The following is a 22,991-nucleotide window of genomic DNA, read 5'->3' as shown; positions in this document are numbered from 1 at the left end:
AGATCGAAAATAAGAATAAAGATAGAACGGATAGGTTAAGGCTTATCCGTTTTCAAAGGTAAGGACAGTCATGCCATTTGATCCATTGGTAACCGCGGTTATTGAAACCTCTTTGAATACGTTAGTAAACGATGACCCAGCACTGGTTCGTCGTTTGTCTCGCTTAAAAGGGCAGATCATTCAAGTCAATTTGAAAGAGTTGAATAAAACACTTACGTTCGTTTTCAGCCAACAAATTGATGTGTTGTCAGAGTACGAAGGGCAACCGGATTGCTACTTATCTTTGAACCTATCCGTGTTACCTGAACTGCGTGAGCAATCGAATATCACTAAGCTTATCAAGCAAGATAAGTTGATTTTGGAAGGTGATATTCAGTTGGCACAGAAGTTTTCTCAGCTGATGACAGACTGCAAACCTGACTTGGAAGAGTGGTTGTCTCGCGTGACAGGTGATGTGGTGGCTCATACCTTGGTCCAAGGCGTTAAGAATGTTGGTGGCCTTGTGGCTAAGCAAGCGACCAAACATCAAAACCACTTCGCTCAAGTTCTGACTGAAGAGTGGAAGATCGCTCCAGCGCCATTAGAGGTGGCACATTTTTGCGATCAGGTTGACGACGTGAAAAGCTCAGCTGCACGCCTTGAAGCTAAGTTGAACGCTCTGTTGGAGAAAGCATGACCCCAACAGAACTGAAACGTCTTTATCATATTATCAAGGTACAGTTGGAATATGGCCTTGATGAATTGATGCCAGAGCACCAATTGACCAAAGCACCTCTGTTGGCGAGAAAGTCACTGTTTTGGATTAAGAACAAGCACAAAGATAAAGAGTTAGGGCATCGTCTACGTCTGGCTTTGCAAGAGCTAGGGCCTGTGTGGATCAAGTTTGGACAGATGATGTCGACACGTCGTGATCTGTTCCCCCCTCATATCGCTGACCAGTTGGCATTGCTGCAAGACCAAGTGGCGCCGTTTGATGGTGAACTGGCTAAGCAAGATATGGAGAAGGCACTGGGTGGCAGTTTAGACAACTGGTTTACTGACTTCGATATTACACCGCTTGCTTCAGCGTCTATTGCTCAGGTGCATACTGCGAAGTTAAAAGAGAACGGCCGAGAGGTAGTTCTGAAGGTAATTCGACCAGATATTCGCCCGGTGATTGATGCAGATCTAAAACTGATGCATCGAATGGCGAGTATAGTCGCTAAGTCGCTTCCTGAAGCACGTCGTTTAAGACCGGTTGAGGTGGTTCACGAGTACGAAAAAACCTTACTTGATGAATTGGACCTACGCCGAGAGGCTGCAAATGCCATTCAACTGCGTCGTAATTTTGAAGGCAGCGAAGAGCTATACGTTCCTGAGGTGATTCCTGATTTAAGCAGCGAAACCTTGATGGTATCAGAGCGTATTTACGGTATTCAGGTGTCGGATGTTGAGACCTTAAAAGCCAACGGCACTAACATGAAATTGTTGGCGGAACGTGGTGTGACAGTATTTTTCACCCAAGTGTTTCGAGACAGCTTTTTCCATGCCGACATGCACCCAGGGAACGTCTTCGTTAACCCTGAGAATCCAGACAACCCTCAATGGATTGGTCTCGATTGTGGCATTGTCGGCACACTCAACAGTGAAGATAAGCGTTATTTAGCTGAAAACTTGCTGGCTTTCTTCAACCGAGATTATCGTAAAGTCGCAGAACTGCACGTTGATTCGGGCTGGGTACCGCACGATACCAATGTGAACGATTTCGAGTTCGCGATCCGCATGGTGTGTGAGCCGATCTTTGCTAAGCCACTGGGTGAGATCTCATTTGGCCATGTGTTGCTAAACTTATTTAATACAGCAAGACGTTTCAACATGGAGGTTCAGCCTCAGTTGGTACTTCTGCAAAAGACCTTGTTGTATGTTGAAGGGTTAGGTCGTCAGTTGTATCCACAACTCGACTTGTGGGAAACAGCAAAGCCTTTCCTTGAAACTTGGATGATGAATCAGGTGGGGCCGCAAGCTGTGATTAACGCAGTGAAAGAGCGAGCGCCATTCTGGGCAGAAAAACTGCCAGAGCTGCCAGAGTTACTTTATGACAGCTTGCGCCAAGGTAAAGCGATGAACCACAGAATGGATCAGCTTTACCAAGGTTACCGAGAGAGTAAGCGTCAGCAAGCAACTGGAAAGTTTTTGTTTGGCGTTGGAGCCACTTTAGTCGTATGCTCCGCAATATTAGTTTCAAGCCCTTATGAGCAGCTATCTATGGGCTGTGGCATCGCAGGTGTCACATTTTGGCTGCTTAGTTGGCGAGCTTACCGTCGTTAGACAGTAGACTCTCTTTATATTTTTTTGTGTAGACAGACCCGAGGACAATGACAATGGGTGGTATCAGTATTTGGCAACTTCTAATCATTGCTGTAATTGTAATTTTGCTATTCGGAACGAAGAAACTGCGCGGTATGGGTGGTGACTTAGGTTCAGCGGTTAAAGGCTTCAAGAAAGCAATGAGCGATGATGAAAAGCCTGCAGACAAGAAAGACGCAGACTTCGAACCAAAGAATATTGAACAGCAGAAGACAGAAGCGACTGCTGAAACAAAGAAAGACAAAGAGCAGGCGTAAATCGTGTTTGATATCGGTTTTTGGGAACTGGTATTAATATCTGTCGTTGGGTTAGTGGTTCTAGGGCCTGAGCGTTTGCCTGTAGCAATTCGCAGTGTATCCAAGTTTGTGGGTGCGGCGAAAAGTATGGCAAACAGTGTGAAAGATGAACTTTCTCACGAGCTTAAGGTGCAAGAGCTACAAGAAAATCTACGCAAGGCGGAACAAATGGGTATGGAAGATTTATCTCCAGACCTTAAAGCGTCAGTCGATGAACTAAAGCAGGCCGCTGCTGAAGTTCAACGTCCATACGCTAAGCCTGAGTCTGATAAGCCAAGTGAGACTAAACCTAGTGTCACGGAAACTGTGGAATCTGAAACCATTCAGGTTAACAGTGAAGCTTCAGCACCGTCAGATAAAAAAGCCGAATAGTCTCGCAAGGAGGGGTCGCCAGATATACGCGGCTCCTTTTCGATCTTCCTGTTTAAGAGGTTTGAAATGTCTTCGACTGAGCAGACACAGCCTTTAATTAGCCATCTTCTAGAACTCCGTAATCGACTACTACGATCGATTCTTGCCGTTTTAGTGGTGTTTATCGGGCTAATTTATTTTGCTAATGATATTTATGAATTCGTATCAGCACCTTTGGTAGATCGCCTACCTGAAGGGGCGACGATGATCGCAACCGATGTTGCATCGCCATTTTTCACACCTTTAAAACTAACGTTAATTGCTGCTGTGTTTGTTGCGGTGCCGTTTATTTTGTATCAGGTGTGGGCTTTTGTGGCTCCGGGTTTATACAAGCATGAGAAGCGCTTGATCATGCCACTTTTGGCTTCAAGTTCTCTGTTGTTTTACTGTGGTGTGGCGTTCGCTTACTTCGTGGTATTCCCATTGGTATTCAGCTTCTTTACGGCTATCTCGTTAGGGCAGGTAGAGTTTGCGACGGACATATCGAGTTATCTTGATTTTGTACTCGCACTGTTCTTTGCTTTTGGTATTGCCTTTGAAGTACCAGTGGCGATTATCTTGTTGTGTTGGACGGGTGCAACGACACCTAAAGCGCTAGCCGAGAAGCGCCCTTACATTGTCGTGGGTGCTTTTATTATCGGTATGATGCTGACACCACCAGATATGATTTCTCAAACACTGTTGGCGATTCCAATGTGTATCCTGTTTGAGATCGGTCTGTTCTTCGCTCGCTTTTATGTGCGTAAGCCTGATGCTGATGAAGAAGAAGCGGAATCGTAAGTCAGAGCTCTGCAGCAAAAATCAAAGAATAAAAAAAGCGGCCCTAGGCCGCTTTTTTATTCTTCTTCGTTATCGAATTTTCAACTGATAGCCACAGTTCTGACATACATAGAGCTCTTTAATGCCCAAGACTTTATGCCATAGAGTTCGATGCTGACGTTGTAAGTATTGTGAGTGGTCACACATTATTAACTACCTCTATATGCAGGCGGTTGATAATATACATGTCACCCTGTTTTAACAAATGAATTTTATTGAAAACAATAGAAATTGGTTATCTATATTGTTTATAAATTAAACAATGATTTAGCGTTGGCTGTTGTGATTTTTTCAACCTCTTCTAGAGTGATGCCTCTTAGCTCTGCAATGCGCTTTGCGACTAACTCTGTGTACGCAGGTTCATTGCGTTTACCACGGTTTGGCGCTGGCGCTAAGTAAGGGCAGTCTGTTTCTAAGATAACGAAGTCCATATCAAGGTGTGGAATCACCTTATCCATACCTGAATTCTTAAAGGTCGAAACACCACCTAAACCAAGGTGGAAGCCGAGCGCATTGATCGCTTGAGCTTCTTCTAGGCTACTGCCAAAGCAGTGAAATACACCACGTAAGCTGCCGTTTTGTTCTTGTTTTAGCAGAGTCAGGGTCTCTTCTATTGAATCGCGAGTGTGGATCACCACCGGCAGGTCGAGCTCTTTTGCCCACTGCAGTTGGGTAACGAAAGCCATCTCTTGTTCGGCTTTAAAGGTTTTATCCCAGTAGAGGTCGATACCGATTTCACCCACTGCGATAAAGTCGCGTTTATCGAACCAAGCGCGAATGGTCTTTAGCGTTTCTTCAATATTTCCATCCACATAACAAGGGTGTAAGCCCATCATTGAACGACATACTTCCGGAAATTGAGCTTCCGTTGCTAGCATTGGCTCGATAGATTCTAGGTCGATGTTTGGTAGTAGAATCGTATCAATACCTTGAGCCAGTGCGCGCTGCACTACCTGTTCGCGGTCTTCATCGAATTCGCTAGCGTAAATATGAGCATGAGTGTCGATCATTGTTTTGTCCTGAATGCGGTCTTTACTGAGTTGCCATGAGTATACGGCAGTGTGAGGAGAAGGTCATTTTTTGCCATTTCTCCCTGTTTTTGAGTGGGTTTTATATTTTACTGCTAGCGTCCTGAGCCATCAGTGATATGCTTTTGCCTGTATTTAGCACTTTTCATATCTGAGTATTTCGGTACTTAGACTAGGCAAGGAGAATCTAGTGTCTGTTTCAATTCAAGGTCAATTCCCAGGTCGCCGTATGCGCCGTATGCGTAAGCACGACTTTAGCCGTCGCCTAATGGCAGAAAATCAATTGTCTGTGGATGATCTAATCTACCCAATGTTTATCCTAATGGGTAAAGACCGCCGCGAGCCTGTAGAGTCTATGCCGGGTGTTGAACGCCTGTCGATCGACCTTATGCTTGAGGAAGCGGATTACCTTTCTAAATTGGGTGTTCCTGCGATTGCTCTATTCCCAGTCGTGAACCAAGATGCTAAAAGCTTATGCGCGGCTGAAGCCCATAACTCTGAAGGTTTGGTTCAGCGTGCTGTACGTTCACTAAAAGAACATGTGCCGAACATTGGTGTTATCACAGATGTCGCGTTAGACCCGTTCACCACACATGGCCAAGATGGCATCATCGATGAAGATGGCTACGTGATGAATGATGAGACAACAGAGGTGCTGATCAAACAGGCACTGTCTCACGCTGAAGCGGGTGCCGACGTGGTTGCCCCATCGGACATGATGGATGGCCGTATCGGTAAGATTCGTGAAGCGTTAGAAGAAGCGGGTCACATTCACACTCAAATCATGGCGTACTCTGCGAAATACGCGTCGTGCTACTACGGCCCATTCCGTGATGCTGTCGGCAGTGCATCTAACCTGAAAGGTGGTAACAAGAAGAACTACCAGATGGATCCTGCAAACAGTGATGAAGCCATTCACGAAGTCGCTATGGACCTTAACGAAGGTGCGGACATGGTGATGGTTAAACCGGGCATGCCTTACCTAGATATCGTGCGCCGCGTGAAGCATGAGCTGCAAGCTCCGACGTATGCATACCAAGTGTCTGGCGAATACGCGATGCACAAAGCGGCGATTCAAAACGGCTGGCTGAAAGAGCGCGATACAGTTATGGAATCACTACTGTGCTTTAAGCGTGCTGGTGCGGATGGCATCCTAACTTACTTTGCTAAAGATGTCGCTGAGTGGCTAGCTGAAGACAATGCAAAGGCCGCAGAGCACCTAAGAGAAAAGTAACGACTTTAGGTTAAGCTAAAAGATTATTTAAAGGGTTGGCCGTCGTGCCAACCCTTTCGTTTATGAGGGGGGAAAGTATGTCAGTCATCGTACGTGAAGGCTCACTGGAAGAAGTGGTTTCGGTTGTTGAGCAGATTGACGAGTTTGCTCAAAAAGAGAGTGTGGCTTCTCTTTCACAACGCTTATCAGGCAAAAAGAGTTTGATTTTAGTCGCGGAAGAAGCGGGCGTGCTACTGGGTTTTAAGATCGGCTATGAATTGGAACCGAACACTTTTTACAGTTGGTTTGGTGGTGTATCGCCGCTCGCTAGAAACAAAGGAGTCGCACAGGCTCAATTAGATGTGCAAGAACAGTGGGTGAAACAACAAGGCTACCAACAACTCAAAGTGAAATCGCGTAATCAGTTTCCTGCTATGCTGCGCCTATTACTGAGGAATGGTTACCAAATCGAAAAACTGGAAGAAAAAGAGGATATTCGAGAGCATCGTATTCATTTCGTGAAGCAACTATCGGCATAAGTAACGTCTCGAATTCGTGGCATTAATCAGTCAAATGAAATTAAATGAGATTTATTATCATTTAATTGTTGACTATCAAATGAGAATCATTATTATTAACTTCGTCTTAGGGAATGAGGAAATGTTCACAAGGATGTTAAGTACTCAAGTATCTACTTGGTTACCCAACAGAATTCTCGCGAACTTGTACTAAGTTCTTTTTGACACGACATTGCTCACATTGCTTCCAGTGTAATTTATAGCTTTTAGGTAAAGCTGTGGTATTCAATTTGAATGGCTTTACCGGTTTTTGCTAGGCGACATCTTCGGGTGTCGCTTTTTTTATACCTATCATTTCAACAAGATGCATATTTAGTGGCACGTATTTTTATGAATAAAACGCCATCAGCATTCTTTTCCACAACGCAAGATCGAGAAAAGATCGTTGATCATCTGTTCGATCTGTAAAATTATTCTTTATTTTCAGTTATTTATTGGTGTTTTTTGAGTTGTTCACCTTAGTTCTCAACAGGGAGGATAAATAATATAAACAGAGTTATCCACAGAACGCTTGCGTCTAAGAACAAAAAATAACAACAAATCGATTATAACGAACACAACCGAGTGAACGGATACAGATCGACAACGTGGAATCCAACCAACAGACGTGGCATTCTTAACAGATAATTTCTGTACTTACTGGATACACAAACATTATGGCTCGTATTCCTGATAATCCATTGATTCTGATCGATGGCTCTTCTTACCTATATCGCGCGTTCCATGCTTACCCTGGCACAATGAGCAATGGTGATATCCCAACTAACGCTGTTTACGGTGTAGTTAACATGCTGCGCAGCATGATGCGTCAATTTGCTTCTGATCGTATTGCGGTAATTTTTGATGCGAAAGGAAAGACGTTCCGTGATGACATGTACCCAGAGTACAAGGCAAATCGTCCACCGATGCCAGATGATCTTCGTTGCCAGATTGAGCCTTTGCACAATGTGATTCGTGCAATGGGTTTGCCACTTATCTCTATTCCCGGCGTTGAAGCGGATGATGTGATCGGTACGCTTGCTTCTCAAGCTTCTGCGATGGGTATGCCTGTGCTTATTAGTACTGGCGATAAAGATATGGCGCAGTTGGTTGATGACAACGTTACTCTGATCAACACTATGACCAACGTAGTAATGGATCGTGAAGGTGTGATTGAGAAGTTTGGCATCCCGCCTGAGCTTATCATCGACTATCTCGCGCTGATGGGCGATAAAGTCGATAACATTCCAGGCGTTCCGGGTGTCGGTGACAAGACAGCGACTGCTCTGCTGCAAGGCATTGGTAGCATCGAAAAGCTGTATCAAAACCTTGATGATATTGCCGCTCTTGGCTTCCGTGGTTCAAAAACCATGGCTAAGAAGCTGATTGATAATAAAGACAACGCTGAGATGTCTTATCAGCTTGCAACAATCAAACTGGATGTTGAGCTTGAAGAGACACCTGAATCATTGGTAAAAGCACAACCAAATACGGATGAGCTGATTAAGCTATACGGCCAACTGGTCTTCAAATCTTGGCTAAACGAGCTACTTGAAGGTGGCAGCGGTGTGGTTGAAGCTGATGAGAAGTCGGGAGCTGTTCGCAGCAGCACTGCAACAACGTCTACCGTCGAAATGAACACGGCTGCTGTGACGATTGATCGCAGCAACTACGAAACCATCCTCGATGAAGCTTCATTCAATGTTTGGTTAGAGAAACTGAAAGCGTCAGAGGTGTTTGCCTTTGATACCGAAACAGATAGCCTAGATTACATGGTGGCTAACTTGGTTGGTCTATCATTCGCAACTGAAGAAGGCGTTGCCGCTTACGTACCGGTTGCCCATGATTACCTAGATGCACCGCAGCAGCTGGATCGTGACTGGGTACTTGAACAGCTTAAGCCAATTCTTGAAGATGATGCACAAGCGAAAGTAGGTCAGAACCTTAAGTACGATATGAGTGTGCTAGCGCGCTACGGTATCGAGATGAAAGGCATCAAACACGACACCATGTTGGCGTCTTACGTTTTCAATAGCGTAGGTGGCAAGCATGATATGGACAGCCTAGCGCTACGTTTCCTACAGCACAGCTGCATCTCATTTGAGCAAATCGCAGGTAAAGGTAAGAAACAGCTTACTTTCAACCAGATTGAGCTGGGTGAAGCGTCTCCATACGCAGCAGAAGATGCAGACATAACACTACGTCTTCATAACCGCTTAATGGAAAACATTGAACAAGATGAAAAGCTAAAAGCCATCTATGAAGAAATCGAAGTACCACTGATCCCTGTAATGTCTCGCGTTGAACGTACTGGCGTATTCATCGATGACATGCTGCTAGGCGCTCAATCGCAAGAGATTGCGGTTCGTCTGGATGAGTTAGAGCAGAAAGCTTACGAGATTGCAGAGCAAGAGTTCAACATGAACTCGCCAAAACAACTGCAAGCGATCCTGTTTGAGAAAATGGGTCTGCCAGTTATCAAGAAAACACCATCAGGTGCGCCTTCAACCAATGAAGAAGTGCTGCAAGAACTGGCTCTTGATTACCCGCTACCTAAGCTGATCATTGAGTATCGTGGTCTTGCGAAACTCAAGTCTACCTACACAGATAAACTACCGAAGATGATCAACGCTGAAACGGGTCGTGTTCACACGTCTTATCACCAAGCGGTGACAGCAACGGGTCGTTTGTCTTCGACTGATCCAAACCTACAGAACATCCCAATTCGTAATGAAGAAGGTCGTCGTATCCGCCAAGCATTCGTTGCACAACATGGTTGGAAGATTCTAGCGGTCGACTACTCTCAAATTGAATTGCGTATCATGGCGCACCTATCGGGTGATAAAGCGCTTTTGGAAGCGTTCCAACAAGGCAAAGATATCCACGCGGCAACGGCGGCTGAGATCATTGGCGTTAATATTGAGGATGTGACGACTGAACAACGTCGTCGTGCTAAAGCCGTTAACTTCGGTCTTATCTACGGTATGAGTGCCTTTGGTTTGGCTAAGCAACTGGGTATTCCTCGTGGGGAAGCACAACACTACATGGATACTTACTTCGAGCGATACCCTGGTGTGATGCAGTACATGGAAGACACACGCAGCGCTGCTTCAGAGCAAGGCTTTGTAGAAACCATTTACGGTCGTCGTCTGCACCTTCCTGAAATTCAATCTCGTAATGGTATGCGTCGTAAGGCAGCTGAACGTGCGGCGATCAATGCGCCAATGCAAGGTACAGCGGCAGACATCATTAAGAAAGCGATGTTGTTGGTTGATGAGTGGATTCAAGCAGAAGGCGATGGTCGTGTGAAACTGCTTATGCAGGTACACGATGAATTGGTATTTGAAGTGGAAGAGTCATCTTTAGCCGAAATTGAAAGTAAAGTACAACAATTGATGGAATCCGCTGCAGAGCTAGAAGTGCCGCTTGTGGCGGAAGCTGGCCACGGTGACAACTGGGATCAAGCCCACTAATCAGTTTTTGACCTTAATAAGCAAATTTGTATGAGCCAGTGCACAAACACTGGCTTTTTTTTGTCTAAAATAAAGTTGAGTCGCAATAAGAATTTAGGTGTTTTAATAAAACATTCATGAAAAAAAACTACAAAAATTGTTTTCATTTCTGAGCAATTGTTGTACATTAAATCTCGTAGGGTACAGAGGTAAGATGTTCTATCTTTCAGACCTTTTGTTTCACGTTATTGGATTAGGCTGATTCAGCCGCCCCAGTCAGTATTTGACTGGGGCGTTTTTTCTTGTGCGAAAGAAAAATATTTCCACCCTACAACTCCCCTGAAAAACGCCCCATTTCTAGTTCTTTTATTACGCTTTTTACGTGTCTTCTTTCTCTCTTTCATTCGTGGTGAATTTGGAATTCAATCAGCAATTGGTAATTTAAATCCACACATAAAATGATTGTTTTATCATTTGAAATAACTTTTATTTTACAAGTTGCCGATAAAGGATTGATCGCTCGCGCCCTATTTATCAGTGCATTGAGTGGGTGAATGCTCAATGTAGTCCATGATTTGCTGTTGTTTTTCTGTGCTGTACTTGAGGGCTTCGGCGGTGATCTGTATGGACTGCGCCATTGAGGAGATATTGTTGGTCGCCTTTACCAAGGTTTGCTGCATTGGCTTCAAGATCAGTAGATAAATCGCGGTTAGGGCGATAATAATCACACCGACAACGGCAACCAACGCAATGATGATCTTGGTTTGGATATCATCGAGCAGCGTTTGGCTTGTCTGCTTAAAGGCAACGCGAGATTGGTCTAAGGCTTGTGGCAGTTGATGGAGCGAGGTCTTGGTTGTATCGGCAAGTTTGTTGATGCTTTCAACCGTTTGATTAAGCGCCAGTTGTTGCTCGTCGCTAAGGTTAGGGTTATTAACGATGGCCTGCAGCGATTGTGATATTACCTCAAGAGACTCACTCGCATCTTGAGCGTATTTCTCCATACCATCTAAGTCTAAGGTCATATCAACGTTGATCAGCGGAGTTTCTGTTGTGTCTGCTTCAGAGGCGAACCCTGAAAATGAAACCATTATCAGTGCCATTGTGACTAGGGGTATTTTCCACATGAGTGTTCCTTTCTCATTGTACTGTTTATAAAAGTTTGTCTTTTAGTATGGTTCACTTCTGTTGTTTGTAACGGGTTTATCTTGCTTTTTATTCTCGGTTTTTGAGTTTAAACCGCTAATTTATAGACAAAAAAATACCCCACTTATATAAGGCAGGGTATTGATAAGGTGCGATCTGTTGAAGTCGCGATCGATTCGCTATGTGCTCCCTCTATATATAGAGGTTACTCTGAATCGTTGTGCTCTTCGTTTTCTAGCTCGTCGATGAGTTGTTCAGCAAGCGCTGGAGCAAACCATTCATCCATCTTGTTACGCAGTTGGTCAACACCAATGCCTTTCAATGAAGAGAATACGTCAACGGCGACATCACCACCGAAAGACTCTGCATCTTTGCGAATCTTCAGCAGCTGTGCTTTACGCGCGCCTTGTTTCAGCTTGTCGGCCTTAGTTAGCAGTACTTGTACTGGAATACGGCTATCAATGGCCCAGAAAATCATTTGTTGGTCTAGGTCTTTCATCGGGTGGCGAATGTCCATCAATACCACCAAACCTTTTAACGATTCACGTTTTTGTAGGTATTCACCTAGCGACTTCTGCCACTTTTTCTTCATCTCAAGCGGTACTTGAGCAAAACCGTATCCAGGTAAATCGACGATATGACAACCGTCCGTTACCTTAAATAGGTTAATAAGCTGAGTTCGACCAGGTGTTTTACTGGTTTTCGCTAAGCTTTTTTGGTTGGTAACGCGATTTAGCGCGCTAGATTTACCAGCATTGGAGCGTCCTGCAAACGCAATTTCGATCCCTTCGTCTTCTGGTAAGTGACGAATATCAGGTGCACTGGTAATGAAATGCGTGTTTTGATAATGAATTTTTACGCTCACTGTTAACTCCATCTCGACTTTGTGTAGTCGATTGATTACTTTTTTGTGAATTTGTGTAAAATAACCGTGCTCGGCATAAGGTCGCCTATTGTACCATGAGTGGCAACATAGAGTGGTACTGGAAGCTTGATAATTATAATGGAATGTCATGAAGAAATTAGCGCTAATTTTGAGTCTTTTAGCCAGCTGCTCAGTATGGGCTCAAGGTAGTATTGAAGCTGGTAAAGCCAAATCACAAACATGTGTTGCCTGCCACGGTGCTGACGGCAACAGTCTGATCACTCAGTACCCTAAGTTGGCTGGTCAACATGAGAAGTACCTAGAGAAGCAGTTAAAGGAGCTTAAGCTAGGTATGACGAGTGGTGGTAAGCAAGGTCGTTATGAACCTGTAATGGGTGCAATGGCGATGCCTTTATCTGAAGAAGATATGGCTGACCTAGCGGCATACTACGCATCTCTACCTATCTCTAACAACTCTACACCTGAAAACGTAGTTGATGAAGGTAAGGTACTTTACACAGCGGGCAACGCAGAGCGCGGCCTAACAGCGTGTATCGCTTGTCACGGCCCTCGTGGTAACGGCACCGAGCTGTCAGGTTTCCCTAAGATTTCAGGTCAACACGCAGAATACATCAAGGCTCAACTTGAAAAATTCCGCGATGGTAGCCGTAATAACGACATGAATGCGATGATGCGTGATGTAGCTAAAAAGTTAACAGACGCAGAAATTGATACCTTATCGAAGTACGTTGGTGGTCTACACTAATTTGTCGGTTTCTCGCTCTTAGCCAGAGTGAAGAAATGTACGTTCGAGCGAGATTGAAGAAGACGCCCTGATCAGAAATGATTGGGGCGTTTTCTTTTTTAAGTGCTATTTAATAGATATTTGTGATACTTTGTCTTCTTATGTCTAATTTATCTATGTGTGATCAATTTATGTGCGAAAGTGTGAAGTCGCACTATTGTAGTCTTTTTGTAACACGGTAAAGTAACCGCCATCAGCTAGGAGCTGACTTAGATATGGATGATCATCTAGTCTAACGGTATAGACAGAAACGGATCAGGCTAGGACAGCCCAGCAACAAGGTGTTAGAAAAGGATAGCCAAAACTCATCAGGACGATGAACAACAAACAAATTTGGCATGGAAAGCACCAATAACAAATGGAGATTTGTGTACCAAGTTGAGTATGCAAATTTTGGCCGATATAGGCAGATTTAGAGAGCGATAGGTTTTCCTATCGCTTTTTTTATTGATTTGATGAAAAAACACCCAATACCTCTCCACTATAAACGCAGTTTCTGGTATGTTTCGCATCCCTGTTTAAGGATGTGCTATGTATACTTGTCCCTTATGCCATCACCATGGCGTGAATCACTATTTTGAAGACAAACGCAGAGCCTATCTGCAGTGTCAGCAATGTGAGCTGGTATTTGTAAAACCAGATCAAAGGTTAGAAGCAAACGAAGAGAAAGCGCACTATGATCTTCATGAGAACGATCCTAGTGATGCTGGTTATCGCCGCTTTTTATCTCGCATCGCGGATCCATTAACAGACAAAATTTCATCTAACTCATACGGGTTGGATTTTGGTTGTGGCCCAGGCCCTACGCTATCTATTATGTTAGAAGAAGCCGGACACACCATGGAGTTATACGATATTTACTACCACCCAGAAACTTCTGTGCTGGAGAAAACGTATGACTTTATGACTGCCACCGAGGTGATAGAGCATCTTTACCACCCAGATCAGGTGTGGCAGCAATGGTTGAATTTAGTTAAGCCCAAGGGCTGGATTGGTCTGATGACCAAGCTAGTAATAGACGTTGACGCGTTTGCTGGTTGGCACTATAAGAATGACCCGACACATGTCGTCTTCTTTAGTCGTCAAACATTCCAGTTTTTGGCTGAGCGGGATAAGCTCGAACTCGAATTTATTGGAAATGATGTAATTTTACTGAGGAAGACCCAGTAATGAGCCGTAGTAAAAAATCTAGAAAGCCGGGAGCATATGGTGCTCCTGAAGTTATCGTTACTCGTAACCGTAGCGAATCTGACGTTGAAGGTCGTGAACGTAAGCGTATTAAAAAGCGCAAGGGCCTAAAATCGGGTAGCCGCCACTCAGATGGTAGCGAAGCAAAACAGCGTAAAGCTGCACAAGATCGCGACCCACGTTTAGGTAGCAAGAAAAAAATCCCACTGATCGTTGAACCAGTGAAGAGGCTGACTAAGCAAGAGCGTAAGCTATCTAACGAGCAAGAGTTAGAGATGCTTGAGAATGATCCACAGCTGAACACACTACTAGATCGTATCGAAAATGGTGAAAACCTAGGTGCTGGTCTACAGAAGTTCGTTGATGAGAAGCTTGATCGCATTGAGCACCTAATGGGCCGTTTAGGTTTGCTAGAGCCAGAAGACGATGAAGACGAAATCTTCGAAGAAGCACCCGTTGTATCGAAAAAGAAAGCAAGCTCTGACGAAGACTTGTTATCTCAGTTCGAAGACATCGACTTAGACAGCTTTAAAGGTTAATAGCCAATGAACGTAACCTTATTAGCAATTGCTGGTGGAATTATCATTCTCGGCTTGGGCTCTTACGCAGGTTACCTTCTACTTCAAGTGAAGAAGCAGACGGAGTTGCAAAAGCAGCATCAAGCACTAGCGATTGAAAAACGTAACGCGACGATTTACGAAAACGTAAATACTTTGTGTCTTGCGGGTATTCAAGGCCAGTGTGATTTGCCTGAGATCAGTATCCGAGTGTGTATCATCATGGATAATGTTCAGGGAGATGAGCGTGTCGACCTTGACGCAGAATATCCGGCCCTTTCCGAGTTGTACCATATCGTTAAAGATATGGCGCGCGGAGAAGAAAGGCAGGAACTGACAAAGAAAGAGCGCATGCAGCAGAATCTCACACGCCACAAGGCAGAGACTCGCTTGAACGATGCAGTCATCGAGGATTTGAAAAGGTTGCAGGAGAAGGTTAAGCCTCTTAACAACCAAATCAACATCCAGATGATCTAGTCGCTAAGACTATTAAATATAGAGGCTTGTTTACTACCGGTGTTTTTAAGATGAATTATCTTTAACCCGAGTGCTAAATGAGCCTTCTTACCTTTTGCACCTCCGTATTCCGGTGCATTGTTAGTGATCAAGCTAGCAGTTCTGAGTTTTTATCTAGAAAATGGATTTTGTCTTGAAACGACCTTACAGGTCGTGTGGCAAAATAACCCGTCTATATTTTAATGTATGTAAATTGATTTGAGAGAGCCTAGGTTCTCGCGGATCTAAATTGGAAGTACCGCTATGTCGAGCAAGCCAGTAACAACGAATCAGCAAATCGTTTGGGACCAAGAAATCTTAAACAAGTACAACTATTCGGGACCTCGTTACACTTCATACCCAACTGCGTTGGAGTTCCATGAAGCGTTTACCGTCTCTGATTACGACATGGCGTGTACGCAATACCCAGAGCGTCCACTGTCGCTTTACGTGCATATCCCGTTCTGCCATAAGCTTTGTTACTACTGTGGTTGTAACAAGGTGATTACTCGTCACTCGCACAAAGCGGACGAGTACCTAGATGTGATTGAGCATGAAATCCGCCAACGTGCTTCTTTATTGAATGGTCGCGAAGTGACTCAATTACACTTCGGTGGTGGTACACCAACCTTCCTAAGCAAGACACAAATCACGCGTCTAATGATGATTCTACGTGATGAGTTTAACTTCACTGCTGACGCTGAGATCAGCATCGAGGTTGACCCACGTGAGATTGAACTCGATGTGCTGGATCACCTGCGCAACGAAGGCTTCAACCGCCTGAGTATCGGTGTTCAAGATTTCAATAAAGAAGTGCAAAAGCTGGTTAATCGTGAGCAAGATGAAGAGTTCATCGTCGCTATGGTTCAGCGTGCTAAAGAGCTTGGCTTCCGTTCAACGAACCTAGATTTGATTTACGGCCTACCGAAGCAGACTCAAGCATTGTTCGCTGAAACGCTGAAGCAAGTGCTTGAGATGAAACCGGGTCGTCTATCGGTATTTAACTACGCTCACATGCCACAACTGTTTGCGGCGCAGCGTAAGATTAAAGATGAAGACCTGCCAAAAGCTGAAGAGAAGATGGCGATCTTGCAAGATACTATCGAGACGCTAACGGGTGCTGGTTACCAGTTTATCGGTATGGACCATTTCGCACTTCCTGAAGATGAGCTAGCAGTGGCGCAGCGTGAAGGTGTGTTGCACCGTAATTTCCAAGGCTACACGACTCAGGGCGAATGTGACCTAGTAGGTTTTGGTGTGTCGGCTATCTCTATGGTGGGTGACTCTTACGCGCAAAACCAAAAAGAGCTGAAGAAATACTACGCTCAAGTGAATGACCTTCGCCATGCGCTTTGGAAAGGTGTAGCACTCGATAACGATGATTTACTGCGTCGTGAAGTGATTAAGCAGCTGATCTGTAACTTCAAACTCGACAAGACGATGATCGAATCTGAGTTTGCTGTTGATTTTAATCGCTACTTCAAAGAAGACTTAGAGCTTCTGCAAACCTTCATCAACGATGACTTGGTTGAGGTAGACGACAAGGAAATCCGTGTAACGCTTCGTGGTCGTCTGTTGATTCGTAACATCTGTATGTGTTTCGATAAATACTTGCGTGCTAAGGCTCGCCAACAGCAGTTCTCTCGAGTTATCTAATTACTCGCTCGAGAATAAAAACATAAAAAATGCCAGCATCACGCTGGCATTTTTGTATTCGACTTACTCTAATCTTAGCTTGCTTAGGCAGTAGTCTGTTTGCGGCCTTGTTTAGCGTTAGCAAGATCAGTCGGCCATTGGTCAAACGGCACCGGGCGACTGTATAGGAAGCCTTGCGCCTGCGGACATTGTAGCTGTTTAAGCAAGTCAGCTTGCTGCTGAGTCTCAACCCCTTCAGCGACTAAGCTAACCTTGAAGCCTTTGGTGATATTGACGATAGCGGCAACAATTGAGCTGTCTAGGTTCTCTTTATCGAGCTTGCTGACGAAGCTGCGGTCGATCTTAAGGCAGTCGAATGGCAGTTTTTGTAGGTAGGCCAGCGACGAGTATCCGGTACCAAAATCATCAATCGCAATTGAGATACCTAATGCTTTGAGTGTCAGCATGTTGTCGATGACCGTTGGGTCGTTATCGACGATTCGCGATTCGGTGATCTCCAAGGTGAGGTTCTTCGCTGGTAGCTGAGTGTCACTCAGAGTCTTCTTCACTAAATCAATGAACCCATTCTCACTAAGCTGGTCAACCGAGAGATTAACGTGAATAGAGAAGTCTTCACTCCACTTGCCTGACTCGATTGCGATGGCGGTATCTCGACAGGACTTGTGCAGGATCTGCTTACCTATGTCGTAGATGAGCCCACTCTCCTCGGCAAGAGGAATAAACTCTAATGGCGAGATAATGCCTTCATCTGTTACCCAACGCGCTAGCGCTTCAGCCCCTATGGTTGAGCCTGATTCGAGATCGATGATTGGCTGATAAAATGGTTCGAACTGTTGAAGGTCGATCGCTTTATTGAGGCGCGCCAACATCTTGGTTCTATGCCTAGAAGCGTTCCCCATTTCCGGGCTGTAGATACTGACGCGGGCTTTGTCTTGCTTGGCGTTACTCAATGCGATGCTGCTATTACGAAGCCACACGGTAAAATCTTGCTCATTGGACACATGGACAATACCGATTGAGACTTTAATCATCACGCTCTCAGATTCCATTGCAAACGGAGAGGCGAAGGTTTGCAGTAAGCGGTTTGCCAGCAGCTGAACATCACTTTCTTGGGTCACGTTCGGTGCGTAGATAGCAAACTCATCACCACCAGTACGAGCCAGTAGATACTCTGATGGCAGCATGCCTCGTAAGCGCGCTGCCGATATGATCAACAGTTGGTCGCCATTGTAATGGCCAAGGCTGTCATTGATGTCGCGGAAGCGGTCAATACCCACCAAGAATAGCGTGCCTTTCTCGTTAGCTGCACTCTTCTTAGCGGCATCGATCAAACCTTCTCTACTATATAGCTTAGTGAGCGAGTCGTAGGTCAGTTGAGACTGCAATTGCTTAAATGAGGCCTTTAAGTTGTTGGCCATTTCATTGAAGGCTTCAACCAACATACTGGTTTCATAGATATGGCCAGACCTCGGCATATTGGTATCCCAATCACCGTTGGCAAGGCGCTTTGCCGCATCAGCGGTTGAGGTGATTGGCTGAGTAACGCGGTTGAAAGCGATTAAGCCTAGTAAGATGCCAATGCAGCTCACGGTAAGTCCAATTAGCCAGCTATCTCTTTGGTTTTCAGGTAGCTCGCCAAGCAAGTTGGTTTTGGGTATCGACATACCGATAAACCAAGTGATGCCATGTTCATCTTGGTAGGGAGTGATTTGATTGAAGTACTGTTCGCCTTCTAAGGTGAATCTGAAGCGTTGGAGTCCCTCTTTTTCAATCAAGTGCAGTTGGTCAACGTAGCTAGCACTCTCACGTATTATTGGGTTAGCGCTCTCGGTAGCTAATAAGCGTTGGCCTCTATTGGTTTTGCCTGTGCCCCAAGAAATCACACTGCCACTACCTGAGTGGGCAACCAAGCGTTGCTGCTGATCGATGATGTAAACCGACGCATCGGTTTTTTCTTTCAGTTCTCTCAAGAATGCGTTGAAGGTGTTGATCTTGATATCGCTAACGATAACCGCTTTGAACTCGTTGTCGTCATAGATAGGAGCAAGAGCCGAAAGGGTGATCTCTTGGCGTTCGTCCGCGTTGGCATAGATTGGAGACCATGACGGCTGTTTGTCATTGACCACAGGGCGATACCAAGGACGAACTCTAGGATCGTATCCGGAAATGACCGAGCGAATATCGTCACTGATCTTACTGCCGCGATAGATAACCAGCTGATCTTGAGTGCGGTCATCTTGGAGCATTAAGGTATAGCCGTTGTTGGCCTCTTTACGAAAACCGACATAGTTACCGTCTTCTGAACCAAAGCCGATCACATCTAATTGAGGGACGGCTGTGAAATGGTCAGAAAACTTATAAAGGATGTAGTCTTGAACCTTGCTAAGGTTTCCAGGCTGATACAGCTTGTGATAGCCGATGTTTTGGCTTAACGAGAGGTTGGCGTGAAATGGCTTCTCTAAGAACTCATCTAGGCTTTGATGAACGTTATCTGTGAGTGATGTTAGCTGGCGTGCACTAATATCACTCACCATCTCTTGGTAGCTTTGCTTTTGAGTGAAAACCATTACGCCCATAGTGAACAGAAAAATCAGCACGAAGGGCAGAACCACAGCGGTTCTCAATGTAATTTGTGTTTTCAAAGACATCGTTGCTACAACTTTGGTGAATAGTGTACTGTAATTGTACCGACACTATTCAAACCAAGCGACACTTTTTTGGTTAAAAAGTAGCTGCATCGAGAGTCATATAAGGCCTAGTACAGTTCTTTGAGCTTACGAGTTAGGGTGTTTCTTCCCCAGCCCAAAACCTTGGCTGCGTCCTGTTTATGACCATTGGTATGGTTGAGCGCAGCCTCTAGCAGTATACGTTCAAACTCTGGCAAAGCGTAAGTAAGTAGCTCTTTTTCTCCTGAATCAAGCGCACATTTTGCCCAATTAGCAAGCAGCTGCTGCCAGTTATCGCCAGTGCCTGATGGTGCGACGGTTTTCTCTTCCAATAGCTCCGGTGGTAGATCTGAAGGAAGGATTTCACTGCCACTTGCCATCACGGTCAGCCAACGACAAATGTTCTCTAGTTGACGAACGTTACCTGGCCAATTTAGCTGGTTCAGCTTGATTATGGTTTCTGGGTGCAGTGTTTTTACTTCCACACCAAGCTCTTCAGCCGCTGAGGCTAGGAAGTGATGAGTCAACTTTTCGATATCTTGTTTACGTTCACGTAGGGCAGGAATGTGAATCCGAATCACGTTGAGTCGGTGGAACAAATCTTCACGGAAATCGCCTTCATGCACTAGTCGCTCTAGATCTTGGTGGGTTGCCGCAACGATACGAACGTCTACCTTAACTGCAGAGTGACCGCCGACACGATAGAACTGACCATCAGAAAGTACACGCAACAAGCGAGTTTGGATATCGAGTGGCATGTCACCGATCTCATCCAGAAATAGGGTGCCGCCGTTGGCTTGTTCAAAGCGTCCTTGGCGAACGCTGTTAGCGCCGGTAAAGGCACCTTTCTCGTGACCAAACAGTTCGGACTCGATGAGGTCTTTAGGTATTGCCGCCATATTGAGTGCGATGAAAGGCTTCTTTGCTCTTGGGCTATGACGATGTAAAGCGTGAGCAACCAACTCTTTACCGGTACCTGACTCACCGTTAATCAGTACTGATATTGATGAGCGAGACAGACGACCAATGGCTCGAAATACCTCCTGCATTGCCGGAGCTTCACCAATGATCTCTGGCGCATTGGTCTCTTCAGAGGCTTCACTGGCTTGTTCGCGCTTCTGCTCTTGGCTGTGGGCGATCGCTCGTTCTACGAGCGTGAGCGTTTCATCGATATCAAATGGCTTAGGCAGATATTCAAAGGCACCTTTTTGATAAGCATTGACTGCAGCATCTAAGTCGGAGTGCGCCGTCATGATGATCACCGGGAGGTCGGGAGAGCGCTGATGCACTTGATGCAATAGTTCGATCCCGTCAATGCCGGGCATGCGGATATCAGACACCAGTACATCGGGTGTCTCGCGTTCAAGAGCAAGCAGGACGCTCTCGGCATCAGCAAATGTTTCACACTTTATATCCGCAGACGAAAGTGTTTTCTCTACTACCCAGCGGATAGAGCTGTCGTCATCGACGACCCAAACGTATCCCTTACTCATAATTCAATTCCTTTGCAGCCAAATCTATTGTGATAATCATTGTTTTTATTGTTCTGTATTCGTTCCTTGCCTGAAACTCAGTTTCTCATTGAGAGGTGTCACTTCGTTTAAATCGGCAAGTAAATCGTAAATGTGGTGTTCCCTGGCCAGCTCTCGACATCGATTTTTCCGTTGTGCTGGTCGATCAGGTTCTGAGAAATGGATAGTCCCAGCCCTGTGCCGCCTTCACGGCCACTGACCATGGGGTAGAACAGGGTGTCTTTTAATTCATCGGGGATGCCCGGACCGTTATCGCTGATCTCAATACGTGCCGCGAGTTTGTGTCGCTGACCATGAATGTTGGCTTGATGCACCGTTCTGGTGCGAATGGTAATTTTGCCCGAATCTTGTGCCTTTAAAATCTGAGCCGCATTGCTCACGATATTGAGCATCGCCTGTTCCACCTGCGCTGAGTCCATCACTATTGGTGGCAAGCTTGGATCGTAGTCTCGCTCAATCGCCAGTGTGGAGCCGGACTCGAGCTCGACCAACTGTCTGACTTTTTCGAGTATCTGGTGGAGGTTCTCTTCTGACTTGGTTCCCGGCTTTTGTGGGCCAAGTAGGCGGTCGACCAGAGCACGCAAGCGGTCGGCTTGCTCAATAATGATCTGGGTGTATTCATTCAGCGACTGATCGGGAAGCATCTTTCCAAGTAATTGTGCTGCCCCTCTTAAGCCACCTAAAGGGTTCTTTATTTCATGAGCTAAACCGCGCACTAACAGCTTCGCCGCTTGTTGTTGCGCATGCTGGTTTAACTCTTGGCTAAGGCGCCTTTGCTGGTCTATCTTGCGCATCTCTACGAGCAACAGGGTTTCACGCTGCCAGGTAATTGGACTAACCGTCACCTCAAGCATCAGCGGGCGGTTGTCGACGACAAAGGTCACGTCACTGTCGGTAATGCTCTGGCCGCTTTGTAGAGGTTGCGTAAGCAGTGCTAAGTCGAGCGAGGCGTGTTGGATAAGTTGACTTAGTGGGTGATTAACAATGCGTCTCGCACTTTGTGAAAAGAGTTGTTCAGCTGCCGGGTTGGCGTATCGCACGTATAACTGTTCATCGAGCATCAATGTCGAAGTCACCATATTGTCGAGAATGGCGTTGGAAAGATGGTGTGTATCTATGCTGTCGCTTTTGGCTGATCGATTCACTGTTTCGTCCTTGAACTGGTGTTTTTCTCACTGCACCAAATTGGTGCGTAGCTAAGTTCAAGTATGGCGCATATCAATCAGAAGCTAAAGATAATTCAATAAAGTTGCTGAAAGCTGCTGAGAACAGGTGAAAAATCGCGGTAATTCAGTCTCTTTTAACCCATTGGCCTACTTGATCGTCGCTCGATGTAAATACACGGTGACTGGAGTAGTAGATGCAATAAGCTTGCCGCTTCTATGTGCTTGAATTGCAATGGTGTGAGTACCTCGATCGATATCTTTCAACTGCCAAGTCGGTTGAGTTTGTGGTGCGCCATAACGTCGCCCATCGAGCATCAATTGCAGTTGCTCACCAATGCCCAGTTTGCGGTTGAGTTCGATTTGAATCGAGACTAACCCACGGTTGCTACGAATGGTTTGATCGTGAATAGGAGTGAGCATGGTGAGAGCTAGTGGCGCAGGGACCTCTCGCTCAGGTTGTTGTGTGTTAGGTTGCTCTTGGCTTGGAGAGGGTGTTGAAGCTTTTGCGTCAACGGGTTGAGAGCTCTCAAATTTAGGTGCGGGTGCTGAGGCTTGAACATCCGGAAGCTGAAGTGATTTGGCACCTTCGCCTGTTGGTGTATCACTAAAATGGAGTACGCCATCTTCATCCACCCAGGTATAAACCGTTTGAGCAGAGCATGAGAGTGCGACTGTTAACCCGATCAGGAACAGTATGTTTTTCATATGGTTGGCCTCTTTCCACCGTTAGGTGATTTCACGTTTGGCGTTAGCTTTGTTATTGATTTTATTGTGTTTAGTTCGACAGGCTCTG

The 22,991-nt window shown here is 45.4% G+C and carries 20 protein-coding genes; 13 read left to right on the top strand and 7 right to left on the bottom strand.

The features are described 5' to 3' along the window. Window positions 1-70: 70 nt before the first annotated feature. The 5 genes from F0228_RS11495 (at window position 71) to tatC (ending at window position 3,833) form a co-directional block, all read left to right on the top strand. On the top strand, window positions 71-676 hold the full coding sequence (locus F0228_RS11495) for an SCP2 domain-containing protein (protein ID WP_004740977.1): 606 nt from the start codon (window positions 71-73) through the stop codon (window positions 674-676). Further along, complete coding sequence (gene ubiB, locus F0228_RS11490; RefSeq protein WP_102425552.1) at window positions 673-2,307, top strand: ubiquinone biosynthesis regulatory protein kinase UbiB; 1,635 nt, start codon at window positions 673-675, stop codon at window positions 2,305-2,307. The genes F0228_RS11495 and ubiB overlap by 4 nt, the downstream gene beginning before the upstream one ends. 53 nt (window positions 2,308-2,360) lie before the next feature. After that, entirely contained in the window at window positions 2,361-2,603 is a 243-nt protein-coding gene (gene tatA / locus F0228_RS11485; protein ID WP_008218506.1) for a Sec-independent protein translocase subunit TatA, read from the top strand. A 3-nt stretch (window positions 2,604-2,606) separates the two neighbouring features. Beyond that, the gene (gene tatB / locus F0228_RS11480) at window positions 2,607-3,014 is read left to right on the top strand and encodes a Sec-independent protein translocase protein TatB (RefSeq protein ID WP_061033095.1); all 408 of its coding nucleotides are present in this window, start codon (window positions 2,607-2,609) and stop codon (window positions 3,012-3,014) included. A 66-nt stretch (window positions 3,015-3,080) separates the two neighbouring features. Further along, a complete protein-coding gene (gene tatC, locus F0228_RS11475) occupies window positions 3,081-3,833 on the top strand; it encodes a twin-arginine translocase subunit TatC (RefSeq protein WP_102425553.1) in 753 nt (250 codons plus the stop codon). 287 nt (window positions 3,834-4,120) lie between these two features. On the opposite strand, the gene F0228_RS11470 is transcribed toward tatC, so the two are convergent. Then, complete coding sequence (locus F0228_RS11470) at window positions 4,121-4,882, bottom strand: TatD family hydrolase (RefSeq protein WP_171762246.1); 762 nt, start codon at window positions 4,880-4,882, stop codon at window positions 4,121-4,123. Between the two features lie 208 nt (window positions 4,883-5,090). Between F0228_RS11470 and hemB the strand changes: the two genes are divergently transcribed. The 3 genes from hemB (at window position 5,091) to polA (ending at window position 10,143) form a co-directional block, all read left to right on the top strand. Then, a complete protein-coding gene (gene hemB, locus F0228_RS11465; RefSeq protein WP_004741486.1) occupies window positions 5,091-6,134 on the top strand; it encodes a porphobilinogen synthase in 1,044 nt (347 codons plus the stop codon). A gap of 77 nt (window positions 6,135-6,211) precedes the next feature. Next, entirely contained in the window at window positions 6,212-6,652 is a 441-nt protein-coding gene (locus F0228_RS11460) for a GNAT family N-acetyltransferase (RefSeq protein ID WP_061033097.1), read from the top strand. Window positions 6,653-7,347: 695 nt separating this feature from the next. Next, a complete protein-coding gene (gene polA, locus F0228_RS11455; protein ID WP_171762245.1) occupies window positions 7,348-10,143 on the top strand; it encodes a DNA polymerase I in 2,796 nt (931 codons plus the stop codon). Between the two features lie 506 nt (window positions 10,144-10,649). Here polA and F0228_RS11450 read toward each other — a convergent pair. Both F0228_RS11450 and yihA read right to left on the bottom strand, forming a co-directional pair. Beyond that, the gene (locus F0228_RS11450) at window positions 10,650-11,249 is read right to left on the bottom strand and encodes a GTP-binding protein (RefSeq protein ID WP_116869839.1); all 600 of its coding nucleotides are present in this window, start codon (window positions 11,247-11,249) and stop codon (window positions 10,650-10,652) included. Between the two features lie 224 nt (window positions 11,250-11,473). Beyond that, the gene (yihA, locus tag F0228_RS11445) at window positions 11,474-12,133 is read right to left on the bottom strand and encodes a ribosome biogenesis GTP-binding protein YihA/YsxC (RefSeq protein WP_032498332.1); all 660 of its coding nucleotides are present in this window, start codon (window positions 12,131-12,133) and stop codon (window positions 11,474-11,476) included. A 148-nt stretch (window positions 12,134-12,281) separates the two neighbouring features. Between yihA and F0228_RS11440 the strand changes: the two genes are divergently transcribed. From F0228_RS11440 to hemN, 5 genes are all read left to right on the top strand, one after another. After that, window positions 12,282-12,899, top strand: coding sequence for a c-type cytochrome (locus F0228_RS11440; protein WP_061033100.1), 618 nt, complete (start codon window positions 12,282-12,284; stop codon window positions 12,897-12,899). Between the two features lie 570 nt (window positions 12,900-13,469). Continuing rightward, window positions 13,470-14,108: a class I SAM-dependent methyltransferase gene (locus F0228_RS11435; RefSeq protein WP_171762244.1), complete on the top strand. Its 639-nt coding sequence runs from the start codon at window positions 13,470-13,472 to the stop codon at window positions 14,106-14,108. Beyond that, window positions 14,108-14,665, top strand: coding sequence for a Der GTPase-activating protein YihI (gene yihI, locus F0228_RS11430; RefSeq protein WP_171762243.1), 558 nt, complete (start codon window positions 14,108-14,110; stop codon window positions 14,663-14,665). The genes F0228_RS11435 and yihI overlap by 1 nt, the downstream gene beginning before the upstream one ends. A gap of 6 nt (window positions 14,666-14,671) precedes the next feature. Further along, window positions 14,672-15,160, top strand: a complete 489-nt coding sequence (locus tag F0228_RS11425) for a DUF2489 domain-containing protein (RefSeq protein ID WP_008218483.1) — start codon at window positions 14,672-14,674, stop codon at window positions 15,158-15,160. A gap of 282 nt (window positions 15,161-15,442) precedes the next feature. Beyond that, window positions 15,443-16,834, top strand: a complete 1,392-nt coding sequence (gene hemN, locus F0228_RS11420) for an oxygen-independent coproporphyrinogen III oxidase (protein ID WP_008218481.1) — start codon at window positions 15,443-15,445, stop codon at window positions 16,832-16,834. Between the two features lie 83 nt (window positions 16,835-16,917). On the opposite strand, the gene F0228_RS11415 is transcribed toward hemN, so the two are convergent. The 4 genes from F0228_RS11415 to F0228_RS11400 all read right to left on the bottom strand — a co-directional run bounded on the left by F0228_RS11415 (window position 16,918) and on the right by F0228_RS11400 (window position 22,903). Then, complete coding sequence (locus tag F0228_RS11415) at window positions 16,918-19,482, bottom strand: EAL domain-containing protein (RefSeq protein WP_171762242.1); 2,565 nt, start codon at window positions 19,480-19,482, stop codon at window positions 16,918-16,920. Between the two features lie 107 nt (window positions 19,483-19,589). Continuing rightward, window positions 19,590-20,993, bottom strand: a complete 1,404-nt coding sequence (gene glnG, locus F0228_RS11410) for a nitrogen regulation protein NR(I) (RefSeq protein ID WP_102423528.1) — start codon at window positions 20,991-20,993, stop codon at window positions 19,590-19,592. Between the two features lie 107 nt (window positions 20,994-21,100). After that, window positions 21,101-22,177 (bottom strand): nitrogen regulation protein NR(II), encoded by a 1,077-nt coding sequence (gene glnL, locus F0228_RS11405; RefSeq protein ID WP_171762241.1) that lies wholly within the window; start codon window positions 22,175-22,177, stop codon window positions 21,101-21,103. 168 nt (window positions 22,178-22,345) lie between these two features. Then, window positions 22,346-22,903, bottom strand: a complete 558-nt coding sequence (locus F0228_RS11400; protein WP_061033104.1) for a DUF4124 domain-containing protein — start codon at window positions 22,901-22,903, stop codon at window positions 22,346-22,348. Between the last annotated feature and the right edge of the window lie 88 nt (window positions 22,904-22,991).

It is taken from the genome of Vibrio sp. 99K-1, assembly GCF_013114585.1.
Classification (GTDB): Bacteria; Pseudomonadota; Gammaproteobacteria; order Enterobacterales; family Vibrionaceae; genus Vibrio; species Vibrio chagasii_B.
Note: the sequence above shows the minus strand (reverse complement) of the source record. Positions and strands in the feature narration are given on the sequence as shown.